Below are 11,832 nucleotides of genomic sequence, written 5' to 3'. Positions count from 1 at the left end.
GAACAAAATATAGAATACGATTTATTTGATTTTAGTGAATTATTTGAATATGAAAATGAACAAAAATATGATGCCTTAAAAACTGTTAATTTAGTTTCAGCATTAACAAAAAATAATGGTGTTAAGGAAAAAGTTATTACCGATACGTATATACAGGGAAACAAGTTATCTATTTCAACAAATGGAATATATACGGGAACAGCATTTTATCAAGAAGAGGATTTTATTCTTCAGGACAGTATTTCTGTATCATTAAAAAATAAAGAATTAAACAAATATATAGGGATGTATTTAATTACTGTCATTAATTATGAAAATTTTAGATTTGATTATGGAAGAAAGAGTGGAAAATCAAGACTAAATAGACTTAAATTAAGATTGCCGATAAATGACTATGGAAATCCTGATTATGATTATATGGAAAGATATATTAAAACTTTAGAATTTAGTAAATATATTTAACTAAAATTTAAACAAAATATATCCTTGAAAAGATTAATAGAGTCCTTAATTAAGAACTCTATTTTCTTTAATTTAAAAAACTTTAAGTTTTCATAGTTTTCATATCATTTACAAGGTTTATAAGTAAAAGCTTTGAGTATTTCATCTATTATCTGTTAATACTATATTTTTTATAAATTGGCAGATACAGTCATCAATTCTTTTTATTTCCCTACGGTAAATATTTAATTTGTCTGTCATAAACACTCTACACATGTGGAGTGCGTGACAATGATAACGCGTTGTGGTTCTGAGGAGAAAAAACAGAATTTGACCATGACATATAGTGGCTGAAGGATGAAGTTTAGGTCAAAAATCATTGGAAAAACACTGTTTTTTTAGCCTTAAAAATAGAGAGAAATATAGATGATAGATGAATTATATACATAGTCAGATTTATGTGACATAGGAGAGAGTAATTAAAATGTAAAAGCTTAAAAGAAGTTAATTGTAGCTAGGAGGACATTTAATTATGGCATTTAGTAAACTAGTATCTTTTGTGGAAGAAAAGAGATACTGTTTTTTAATATTGCTATTTTGATTAGAGGTATTCCCGATGTAGGTATCGGCAAAATACAAGTTATATGAAATACAATAGATTTGATGGGTCATGACGTTGAGAAATGTAGTTAATAAGGAGGCGAATAAGACGATGAATCACCTGATATTTGAGATGAATTATAGAAAGGTCAAAAATATGTTGAGAAATATCCGAAAAATATGCGTACTAATTATAATTCTAGTTTTGTTATGTTCATGTAATGTTGTCCAAGAAAGTGAAAGAGATAGTATAAGTACACCCTCAGAACGAAAAACAGCAGTTTCAGAATTAAATGTATCAGAAAGCTCTGAAATAGAAAAAGAATACTATTTTGAACCAAATGTTTCTATAATTGAAGGCAAATTAATTACAAGAATGTACTATGGACCTCCGGGATATGGAGAGAACCCTGATACTGATGCCCAAGAGCATCCATGTATTTTACAACTAGATGACCTAATTCAGGTTATTTCACAAGAAGGTGATCTCAACAATTCAGATAGATCCGAAGTTACTGAGATACAAGTAGTTCCTATGAACCAAGAAGATACTGAAATAGTAAATTAGTATATAGATAAACGTATTATAATTCAAGGAACTTTATTTTTAGCTCATATAGACCACCATCATACTGATGTATTGATACAGGTAGAAAAAGTTCTGGATTAAATGTAATTTGCATAAATTATTGGTATGTGTTATAATCAAATTTAATATTTACAATTGAAAAACAAATCACATCGCTGAATTCTTAAATGAAGCGGGGGACCCAATCTTCGGGGGTGTATCCATTTTGGAGGGGCAGAACCCTTTAGCCCTAACCCGACAGCTAACCTCGTAAGCGTATAAAGGAGAGTAATGTTCTGCTTATTAGAACTATGGGACTCCATGGTTCTTTTTTGTACCCAAAATTAAGTTTACATAATAAGGATCCAATCCATTAGCCAATCATAGATTGCTAATGGGACGGGAACCTTGTTGTTTCACAATATTTATTGGCTTAATTATTCCCTTAATGGATTTTTTTCAATTATAAAAAAAGGGGAGGGTGTTGAATCATGAGAAAGTTTTTCAGCGTAATTCTATTATTAATATTAGTAATTACTTCTACTTTTGTTTATTCAAAAGAAGTAACAATAAAAGAAATAGCCTTTGCAGATGTTGGCTGGGACAGTGTGAAATTCCACAATGCAGTAGCAGGATTAATAGCAGAACAAATCTTTGGGTACAAATGGAGAGAAGTTCCTGGATCAACTACTGTATTACACGAAGGCTTACTTAAAGGTGAGATTGATATCCATATGGAAGAGTGGACAGATAATCTAGCTACTTATGAGAAGGACTTAAATGAAGGTAAATTTAAAGACTTAGGGGTAAATTTTGATGATAATGATCAAGGCTTTTATGTTCCAAGATATGTAGTTGAAGGGGATGCTGAAAGAGGAATTAAAGCAGTGGCTCCTGATTTAAAATATGTATGGGATTTAAAGAAATATCCGGATGTATTTCCAGATGAAGAAATAAGGGGTATGGGTAGAGTTTATGGTGCAATTCCTGGTTGGGAAGTTGATGAGATTATTCACAATAAATATCTACACTATAATCTGGACGAAAACTTTGTGTATTTTAGACCAGGTTCAGATGCAGCTTTATCATCAGCCTTAACTTCAGCCTATGAAAAGGGTGAACCAATAGTTGCATATTATTGGGAACCAACTTGGCTCATGGGTAAATATGATTTTGTATTATTGAAAGATAAATCCTTTGATGCTAACACATATGTAGAAGGGAAAACTGAACTACCTTCTGTAAAAGTAAATATAGGGGTAAGTAATAAATTCTATGAACAAAGTCCTGAAATGGTTGAATTCCTTACAAAATATAAGACTTCAAGTGCTTTAACCTCAGAGGCACTAGCACATATGCAAGAAACTGGGGCTAATTATATAGAAACAGTAAAATGGTTCCTAAATCAACATGATGAATTAATAGATCAGTGGCTAAATCCAGGTGATGCACAAAAGATTAGAGCTTATTTAGGTACAGGTGAAAAGACTGAAACATCCAATTGGTTAAGGGACTTTCCATTTAAGATACCTTTAAATCTTGATGATATAGATACTTCAGTTAGAAATTTTAGTATAAAATATGATTCGTTTTTCAGTAAGATAAGATTATTCTTAGGTAGTTTAGTAAATGTAATCTACAGGGTATTAGATTTCATACCTTGGTTTATATCCTTAATATTAGTATTCTTAGTAGGTTGGAGAATAAGCAGAAAGATTGGGAAAGGAATACTATATGCGGGTTTACTATTCCTTATAGGGGCTCTAGGACTGTGGAATTTTATGAATGAAACACTATCCATAGTCATAGCTTCAGTTATAATTTCATTGGCACTGGGCTTTCCATTGGGAATAATCATCTCAACTAGTGAAAGGGCAAATCGAATAATTCGACCAGTATTAGACACAATGCAGACAATGCCAGTATTTGTATATCTAATCCCAGCTTTATTATTCTTTGGCTTAGGTAAACCACCTGCAGTAATAGCAACAACAATTTATGCTATAGTACCAATTATTAGGCTTACAAGTCATGGAATTAGACAAATAGACAAAGAAGTAGTGGAAGCATCCTTATCCTTTGGTTCCACCAGATTACAATCCTTAATAAAAGTACAAATACCACAAGCTTTACCAACAATAATGACTGGAGTAAACCAAACCCTTATGATGGCAATGTCCATGGTTGTTACAACCTCCATGATAGGAGCTACTGGTTTAGGTATGGAAGTTCTAATAAGTGTTAACCGAGTAGAGATAGGTAGAGGACTAGTATCTGGTACTGCAGTTGTAATTATTGCAGTCTTATTAGATAGAATAACTCAAGGCTTTGTCAATGGTAGGGAGGTAATCTTAGATGAAGAATAATATTTTAAGCATTAAAAACTTAAGTAGATTATATGGTGTAGAAAAAAGTAGAGCATTAAAAATGAAAAGCTCAGGAGCATCTAAGGACGAAGTCTATAAAAAAACTGGAGTAACTGTGGCACTTTGGGATGTAACCTTGGATGTAAAAAAAGGAGAAATATTTGTAATAATAGGTTTATCAGGCTCTGGTAAATCAACATTAGTTAGATGTTTTAATATGCTAAACAAACCTAGTTCAGGAAAAATTCTATTTAATGATAAGGATATAAGCAAATTTAATAAAAAGGAATTAAATGAATATAGAAGAAATAACATCGCCATGGTATTTCAAAACTTTGGACTTATGTCTCACAGAGATGTTTTAGGTAATGTAGAATACGGCCTTGAAATTAAGGGGGTGTCCAAAGAGAAGCGTCAAGCTAAAGCAAGAGAAATGATTTCCATGGTATGCTTGGAAGGTTTGGAGAATGAACCTATATCAAATCTCTCAGGAGGTATGAAGCAAAGGGTAGGATTAGCAAGGGCTCTAGCTAATGATCCAGACATACTTTTAATGGATGAACCATTTTCTGCGCTAGACCCTTTAGTTAGAAAGGATATGCAGTTTGAACTTCTATCTATTCAAAAGAAATTAGATAAGACCATAATATTTATAACTCACGATATTAATGAAGCCTTTAAATTAGGTGATAGGGTAGCTATAATGCGTGATGGAGAATTGATCCAACTTGATACTCCGGAGATGATATCTGAGTATCCAGCAAATAATTATGTAAGACAATTTATAAATGATGCAGATAAAACTCAGGTAATTAGCGTTAAAAATGTAATGGCTATTCCAAATAGTATTGTTCGTAGAACAGATAGCCTGAGTTATGCTATAAATATCATGAGAAGCAATAGGGTTTCTAGTGCTTATGTCGTTGGAGATAAGATGAAATTATTAGGAATAGTTACAATTGATGATGCTGTACGAGCTAGAAATGAAAAATTATCATTATCAGATGTAATTATAGAAAATATAATGACCACAGCTCCAGATACATTATTACATGATATAATCCCTATGGCTGTAGAAACTAGGTATCCTATAGCTGTAATAGATAATGATGGAAGTCTAAATGGGATATTATCAAAGGCTGATGTATTGTCATCCATGTTGTAATAAGGTAAGTGATAAATAATCAAATGTAACTATAATAATGGCAGCCATTTTTGGGGCTGCCTAACTTTATCTAAATTATTTGATTCTTGTTTTGTGGAGGAAGAGATAGAATGAAAGATCTATTTTGGGAAGGATATGGATTTGCCATTTTATACCAGAGGCTTGAGGATAGTGTTTTTTGGTGGATAAAGGCTATGAAAAGGTAAAATGGATAATCAGGTGCCTTTATGTTATTATTAATCGTCAAGAATAGCAATACAAATTGATAAGTTTTTATATATAAATAAGTTAAATATTAAAGAGGGCGAAAATAAAAACATAGAAGGATGGTTCTATTGTGTTATATTTAATCTTAAATAAATTTTCGACAAAATTTGACAATAAGAGATGAAGTATAATCAAAAATGGATGATATATATTATATGATCAAATATGAAGTTATATAATATATTATGTAACAAATTTAAACTCAATCTGATGATAATAAAATATAAAGATTAGATATAGTTACTCACAGGCCATTACATTGATTGAAAAGATGATTGTTAAAAAATTATTAATGGACTAAATCGGATTAAAGTTATTTAAGCTATATCAACAAATTATAATTTGCAACATTAAAATTACAGTAAATGGGGGAAATAGTAGGAGTTATTGGTATAAATGTTTACGATAATAAGATAGCGGAAATTTTATCTAATATGAAAAGCTATGAAGATGATAGATATATGTTATTAGATAAAGATGGTATAATATTAGTTGATTCAAACAATGAATATACTTCAAAATCTATATCTGATTTGGGCATAGAAAAATTACAAACTGTATTAGAAGAAGATAATGTGGATTTTAACGATAAAGTAGGTAAAGACAAATATGTAATCCAAAGTAGAAAAATACTAGGATTAGATAGAACTATAGTAAGTTTTATTAAGGAGAAATCTTTATATGGATTAATAGATACTATATGGTGTTAGTATATAAGTATGGACACAAAAAGTTTAACACGATACAATAATTAAAATAAAGGTGTGTTAAACAATGTCCAAGAACGGTATCCGATAATTAAAACATCAGAAGCTTTAAATGAAATAGTTTCAGGAAACTTAAATTTAGATATAGATGAAAGTATTTTAAAAGGAAATGATGAGACTTCTTTATTAGTTAAGTCAACTAAAAAATTAAGGGATGATATATGCTATATTATTGGAGAAATAAAAGATTTGACCAGAAAATTAGAAGATAGATCTTTAAACCTAGAGAAATCATCATTAGTTTCTTCTAAGGCAACAGAAGAAGTAGCAACCGCTATGGAAAACTTAGCTGCAAGAACAGTAAATCAAGCAGACAGAGCATCTAATATTAGGGGAAATTTAGATTGTATAGATTCAAGTATAAACAATATATCTGATAAAATTAATGAAGTAAGCCATATATCAGTAGAAACTAAAACTAACAGTTTAAATGCTCTAGAAGAAATGAAGGAGCTAAAGCAAAAGAAAAATAAGAGTATCAGTAAATTAATAGAATTTGAAGGCATTATAGAAAAAATAGTTACTAATGCAAATAATGCCCAAGATTTTACAGATTCCATACAGACAATATCTGCTCAAACTAATTTATTAGCACTTAATGCTTCTATAGAAGCTGCAAGGGCTGGTGAAGCGAGAAGGGGATTTGCAATAGTAGCAGATGAAATACGAAAACTTTCAAATCAAACGGAACTTGCGACAAATGATATAAACAATTTTATTCAAGATATAAAATATAATTCTAAGGACTCGGTATTAATGATGGAGGAAGTAAAGTCAGTATTTGAAGAATTAAACAGTGCCTTTGAAAGTTCAGAAAATGTATTAAAAAACAATATTGATTCAACAACCCTATTATCAGATAATATAATTGCTGTCTTAAGCGAATCTACAAATCTATATGAAGTTAAAAATGGCATAATTACTTCCATAAATAGAAGGAGTAGAAGAAACTTCTGCTATTACCGAAGAAGTAACGGCTTCTGTTGAAGAACAAACTAGTATGACAAAGGAAGTATCTCGTTTATCAATAGATTTAAGGGATTTATCTGAAAATCTAAAATATGCAGTTAACAATTTTAAAATCTAATAAATATAGGTAAATGATAAAGAACTAATATGCCTTTGTCAAGTAGACAAGGAATATATCACTTTATGTGTCATTATTCAATCAACTATACTATGAATTATCATCCATTAGCTGTTACAGAAATGTGGCAGCTTTTTTTTAATATTTAAGATTAAAATGATTACTTTATCTGCGGCAGTATCTTTCGTTGTATCGAGGTTCTATGTGAAGCTGTTCAGAGAGATATCCTAGGAAAAGCACTAATAATAATTTGATAGAATGGATTTGGTTTATATGGTATAATAAGTTAATTATTTATTAGCAAACTGCCTAAGTTTGTTGTACGGCACAACGATTTTAATGATGGTGTGTCTTTGAATTTATTATATTTTGTACGAGGAGAAATAGACATGAGACTAGAATTGAAACAAATTTTTATGCCAAATCTAAACCCGAATAACGAATATACCAATTATGAGAAGAAGTTGCAGCCACATATGAAATTTGAACCTCTTGAACTTAATGAGTTGTATGAAAAACATAAGGACGAAATTATGGAAATTGTCACAAAAGAAATCACTGAATATTTGGAAGATGAAGGAGCTTGCAATGATGATGAATATATGTTTCCTCGCAGATGTGAAATGACAGGCGAATGGTATATTGGGGATATTAGGTTATATGAAGAAAACGGAAGAATTTGGGGGGGCGTTTTTATACGCTTCTTAGGATATTATCCTGCTCCCACTGTTCGTATGCCAATAGATGATTATTTGGGATTAGATGTATGGGTAGCTTATGACCAAGAGCAGGGAAAGTTCGTTTTTGATGATGGACTTGATAGCTCTTCAATATGAATCAAATGATACAGTCATATCGGTCATCTAAAATTCCATGTGGCAATTTATAATTCCCATAGATTATGAGCATAATCGGGAGTTGGAAAGTTTCAATTTGAAGTGCAGGCTGTTTGTCGAAATTATAAATATGGATTGGAGTTGTAATCATATGAGAAAAGAATTGGAATTTCCCCAAATAGATGAAGGTAAGCTTGAAATGGTGACGAAAATAATTAATTATATTGTTGATAAAGGAAGTGGAGATTGCAGCAAGGAATTAGTTGAACTTAGTAAAATTACGGGAAAAGAACATAATGAAATGGAATTTGCTGAATATTGGGGATGGACTGATTTAGACAACTTAGCAATGACTGCAATGATTCCAGAGCCGCCATGTATCAAAGGTTTGGAGAGAAGTGAAATAATAATCTTAATAACGATGATAAAAGGCAGCTTTGAAAGTGGTGAAGATAATAAAGCGGATTACTATATAGAATTACTTCATAAGTCTCTACCTTTAAGTAATGTCATAGATCATATAATGTCTCGAGGTAGTATTGAAGAGATTGCAGATAAGATGATTAAGGCTGCTTCAAATAGCGTTATTGCATTATAATAGATTATCTTTAATGACAAGACTATAGTATTCGTTTCTGTATGCGAATTAAAACAAAGCTACAGGAAATTTATATTTTGTGGAGGAGGAGAATTAAAATGGCATTACAGAAAATTTACGATTACTTCCGTAACTATGATAAAAATACATATCAAGTGGTTGCATGTATGGGGAATGAACCGTCTGAATCGGATATATCTGCATTTGAAAGAAGTATTGGAAATATGCTACCGCAGGAGTTTAGAGAGTTTACTATGTCACCGCTGGGCGGACTCTATATGAATGTGAGAGAAGAAGTTTGGCCGCAAGCAAAGCAATTTGATATTGGTCCGTTTTGGTCTTTTTGCCGTGGCATCATTGTTTATGGCATAGCAAAAGAAATACCAGATTTTTTAGATATCCGTGTTAAGACAAAAGAATTACATGAAGCAGGATTTACAGACTATATTCCTTTCTTATCCATTATTGGAAATGGTGACGAAATATTCTGTTTTGATAAGAATGGTAATATTGTTATATTAGATTATTATCAGACAGGCGAGACAACTTCAATAGAGGGGGGTTTTTCAGATTGTTTGATGAAACAAATAGAGGAATTGGAAGAACGCAAGAACAAAAAGGTCCGTGGAGAAGATAAATAGGAAATTTATTGAGCAGTTTTGAACCAAAGTTTATTTATATAAATTTGCAAATAAAAATTTTAAGGAGAAGTAAACATGGATACATTAGATAAAATGACTTTAGAAACTTATGAAAAAATATGTAAAGAAGCAGATGCTTTGCTGGAAGACGACTATTACAATGGAGCTATATCATGTTTTCAAAGAGCTTTAGATATCTTACCTGATGGGCTTTGGGGGTGTGAAGCCTATGCTTATGCCGGAAAGGGTGAGGCATATCAGTCATTAAAAAATTGGGAAGAAGCTTTTCAGTCATTCATGTGGGCATATGCAAGTGGACAGACTGAAAACCCTTATATTCTTATGAATATAGGAATTTGTCATTATCACCTTCATAATTTAGTGAAGGCTAGAGAATTTCTTTTAGCCGCCTATAAAATAGGTGGAGAAGACGTTTTTGAGGGAGCAGAAGAATATTTGGATGTCATTGATCCACAACTATGAGGATGATTTGATAGTACATTTTAATGGTTTACATAACATACAGTTAATGAACATTTACTCCCGTAGGCGAATTAGAATAAAGCTGTAGGAAATTTATACAATCCTACTGAATAGCAAATCGAAATTTGGAGTTAAAAATGAGAATTATAAAATATTATTTAATGCCGGAAGCAAACTATCATGGCGAATATGATAGAAAAGAAGCACATTATTTGGTAAAAAGGGGTTCTGTCGCAGATATGATACACGATAGTTCAATGTTATGGGGATATGGTTTTGATAAGGTTATTCCTGATTTTAAACAGTTAAATGATATCTTACTTAGTGGAGGGTTTGGAAGGTTAGTTGAATGGGAGCCATTTGAAATAACAGAAAATGAATATTTAGAAATTATGGAGCAACTTCTAAATATCTCCATGAACCGACCATATAGAAAGGGGTAATATCCAATTTATTGGTGGGAGTATAAACAACATATAGAAGATGTAGCTTCTTATTTATAAATTTTAACTAGTACAACGAGTTAATTTAATATTTAAGCATAAAAAAGCAGATGAAAATATAAATCATCTGTTTTTCTATGCTTAGATTAATTAGATGCATTGAGATTATTACATATAGGTTAATTAATAAACAACAATAATTTATTGAAATACAATAAATTGTTGTTGAAATATAATAAAGAAGTAGTATACTTATAGTAGTGAATATATAATAAAAGGAGAATAAGTTAATATGCAATCATGGAAAGTAAATATTCTTAGAATATCTGTAAATTTAATTATTATTTTGTGACTATTTATATTTTGGTTACCAGATGTAGACAACTCTTTTGAAAAATCAGCACTAGGATTTTACCATATGAAAATACTTTTAAAGATGTTAACTATGTTTACTGCATTTATAATATATATATTTATAGAAATATTAAAAGAACTATTGTTAAAATCCGTAGAAATAAAAGCTGAAAATGAACTTACAATATAGGTGCTATTTTAGAGTATGTGGAAGAAAATTAATAGACAGGAGTGATTTGATTGTTAATGTTAATTGGAATGGTAGTAACTATATTTTTAGCTATTATACCTATGAAAAATATAGATATGAATAATAAAAAACATAAATACATGGTTTTGTTGGGACCTTTCATATTAGGAGGTATATTATATTTAAGCATATTTCTGTTGACTAAAGATAACCCACCAGGTGTATGTGATGGAGCAGCTATACTTGGAATTCTTTTTTCATTTATATTGATTGGGATAGGGGTATTAATCAATATAATTAATATAATATATTTGATTATTAATAATCATCTAGTAAAAGAAGGAATTATAAAATATAAAAAACAAATTATTATCATTATAATAATATTATTAATTATTTTGTTTTACAGGCATAGCACCAAAATAAATAGGAATATATCTAAGGATTTAGGAATTAAGATTCCTAAATCTTTAGAATTTCAATATGAAGATACTCATGGAGGATTTCATGGTGATGGCATAACTTTGGCTAAGTCAAATATTACACAGAATAATATACAATACATACTAAATAAATCTAAATCAAAATGGAATAAAGTACCTATGTCAAAAGAAATAAATTTAAGGATATATGGGGGAGTTGAAAATAATATAACTTATAGTTATGATATAGCTAAAGATTTAAATATGGAAAATATAAAAAGTGGATATTGGGTATTTTTAGATAGATGGGAAAATAAAAAAGAATATACTAATGGAGAAGAGTTATTGGATAGTAAAAGGTATTCTCAGAATTTTAGTTTAGGAATAATAGATTCAGATAATAATGTTTTTTATTATATTAAATTTGATAGCTAATATATGACTATTGAATATGAAAAAGTCAGGTTTAACTTCTGTAAAAAAGTGGGTAAAAATCAGGTAAAAACTATGTTTTTGGAGTTTAAACTGACATAGGGGATAAATATCAATTAGAAAGACCAACTATAAAAAGTCAAGGAATAAAAGAAAATAATTTAAGAATTTT

General features: G+C 30.2%; 15 protein-coding genes and 1 riboswitch. All 15 genes read left to right on the top strand.

Annotated elements, in window-relative coordinates; genetic code table 11:
• On the top strand, positions 1–462 hold a 462-nt coding region (locus ABWP20_RS17390), incomplete at its 5' end, for a restriction endonuclease subunit S (protein ID WP_353097557.1).
• A 691-nt stretch (positions 463–1,153) separates the two neighbouring features.
• Entirely contained in the window at positions 1,154–1,609 is a 456-nt protein-coding gene (locus tag ABWP20_RS17385; protein ID WP_353097556.1) for a hypothetical protein, read from the top strand.
• A 3-nt stretch (positions 1,610–1,612) separates the two neighbouring features.
• A complete protein-coding gene (locus tag ABWP20_RS17380) occupies positions 1,613–1,711 on the top strand; it encodes a DUF4431 domain-containing protein (protein WP_353097558.1) in 99 nt (32 codons plus the stop codon).
• A gap of 62 nt (positions 1,712–1,773) precedes the next feature.
• A riboswitch (cyclic di-AMP (ydaO/yuaA leader) is annotated at positions 1,774–1,901 on the top strand.
• A gap of 199 nt (positions 1,902–2,100) precedes the next feature.
• Positions 2,101–3,975, top strand: a complete 1,875-nt coding sequence (locus ABWP20_RS17375) for a glycine betaine ABC transporter substrate-binding protein (RefSeq protein ID WP_353097554.1) — start codon at positions 2,101–2,103, stop codon at positions 3,973–3,975.
• Positions 3,965–5,140: a quaternary amine ABC transporter ATP-binding protein gene (locus ABWP20_RS17370; protein ID WP_353097552.1), complete on the top strand. Its 1,176-nt coding sequence runs from the start codon at positions 3,965–3,967 to the stop codon at positions 5,138–5,140. The genes ABWP20_RS17375 and ABWP20_RS17370 overlap by 11 nt, the downstream gene beginning before the upstream one ends.
• Positions 5,141–5,226: 86 nt before the next feature.
• Positions 5,227–5,346 carry an IS66 family insertion sequence element accessory protein TnpB gene (tnpB, locus tag ABWP20_RS17365; protein WP_353097551.1) on the top strand — a complete coding sequence of 40 codons (120 nt, stop codon included), beginning with the start codon at positions 5,227–5,229 and terminating at the stop codon, positions 5,344–5,346.
• Between the two features lie 426 nt (positions 5,347–5,772).
• A complete protein-coding gene (locus ABWP20_RS17360; protein WP_353097549.1) occupies positions 5,773–6,117 on the top strand; it encodes a cache domain-containing protein in 345 nt (114 codons plus the stop codon).
• Positions 6,118–6,171: 54 nt separating this feature from the next.
• Complete coding sequence (locus ABWP20_RS17355) at positions 6,172–7,161, top strand: methyl-accepting chemotaxis protein (RefSeq protein ID WP_353097548.1); 990 nt, start codon at positions 6,172–6,174, stop codon at positions 7,159–7,161.
• A gap of 489 nt (positions 7,162–7,650) precedes the next feature.
• On the top strand, positions 7,651–8,097 hold the full coding sequence (locus ABWP20_RS17350) for a hypothetical protein (RefSeq protein WP_353097546.1): 447 nt from the start codon (positions 7,651–7,653) through the stop codon (positions 8,095–8,097).
• 151 nt (positions 8,098–8,248) lie between these two features.
• Positions 8,249–8,695 (top strand): hypothetical protein, encoded by a 447-nt coding sequence (locus ABWP20_RS17345; protein ID WP_353097544.1) that lies wholly within the window; start codon positions 8,249–8,251, stop codon positions 8,693–8,695.
• Positions 8,696–8,862: 167 nt separating this feature from the next.
• Entirely contained in the window at positions 8,863–9,336 is a 474-nt protein-coding gene (locus ABWP20_RS17340) for an SMI1/KNR4 family protein (protein ID WP_353097543.1), read from the top strand.
• A gap of 75 nt (positions 9,337–9,411) precedes the next feature.
• A complete protein-coding gene (locus ABWP20_RS17335) occupies positions 9,412–9,819 on the top strand; it encodes a hypothetical protein (RefSeq protein ID WP_353097541.1) in 408 nt (135 codons plus the stop codon).
• 137 nt (positions 9,820–9,956) lie between these two features.
• Entirely contained in the window at positions 9,957–10,262 is a 306-nt protein-coding gene (locus ABWP20_RS17330) for a hypothetical protein (protein WP_353097540.1), read from the top strand.
• 418 nt (positions 10,263–10,680) lie between these two features.
• Positions 10,681–10,806, top strand: coding sequence for a DUF2975 domain-containing protein (locus ABWP20_RS17325; protein WP_353097538.1), 126 nt, complete (start codon positions 10,681–10,683; stop codon positions 10,804–10,806).
• A gap of 50 nt (positions 10,807–10,856) precedes the next feature.
• Positions 10,857–11,663, top strand: a complete 807-nt coding sequence (locus ABWP20_RS17320; RefSeq protein WP_353097536.1) for a hypothetical protein — start codon at positions 10,857–10,859, stop codon at positions 11,661–11,663.
• The last annotated feature ends 169 nt before the right edge of the window (positions 11,664–11,832 follow it).

The sequence above is a fragment of the Tissierella praeacuta genome, from assembly GCF_040396155.1.
GTDB classification, from domain to species: Bacteria; Bacillota; Clostridia; order Tissierellales; family Tissierellaceae; genus Tissierella; species Tissierella praeacuta_A.
This window is presented reverse-complemented; position numbering and strand designations above follow the sequence as displayed.

Excerpts from the sequence above, each read along its gene's own strand:
- ABWP20_RS17340 (WP_353097543.1), top strand. The coding sequence starts at position 8,863 with ATGGGGAATGAACCGTCTGAATCGGATATATCTGCATTTGAAAGAAGT.
- ABWP20_RS17345 (WP_353097544.1), top strand. The coding sequence starts at position 8,249 with ATGAGAAAAGAATTGGAATTTCCCCAAATAGATGAAGGTAAGCTTGAA.
- ABWP20_RS17325 (WP_353097538.1), top strand. The coding sequence starts at position 10,681 with ATGAAAATACTTTTAAAGATGTTAACTATGTTTACTGCATTTATAATA.
- ABWP20_RS17360 (WP_353097549.1), top strand. The coding sequence starts at position 5,773 with ATGGGGGAAATAGTAGGAGTTATTGGTATAAATGTTTACGATAATAAG.
- ABWP20_RS17330 (WP_353097540.1), top strand. The coding sequence starts at position 9,957 with ATGAGAATTATAAAATATTATTTAATGCCGGAAGCAAACTATCATGGC.
- ABWP20_RS17375 (WP_353097554.1), top strand. The coding sequence starts at position 2,101 with ATGAGAAAGTTTTTCAGCGTAATTCTATTATTAATATTAGTAATTACT.
- ABWP20_RS17350 (WP_353097546.1), top strand. The coding sequence starts at position 7,651 with ATGAGACTAGAATTGAAACAAATTTTTATGCCAAATCTAAACCCGAAT.
- ABWP20_RS17335 (WP_353097541.1), top strand. The coding sequence starts at position 9,412 with ATGGATACATTAGATAAAATGACTTTAGAAACTTATGAAAAAATATGT.
- ABWP20_RS17385 (WP_353097556.1), top strand. The coding sequence starts at position 1,154 with ATGAATCACCTGATATTTGAGATGAATTATAGAAAGGTCAAAAATATG.
- ABWP20_RS17370 (WP_353097552.1), top strand. The coding sequence starts at position 3,965 with ATGAAGAATAATATTTTAAGCATTAAAAACTTAAGTAGATTATATGGT.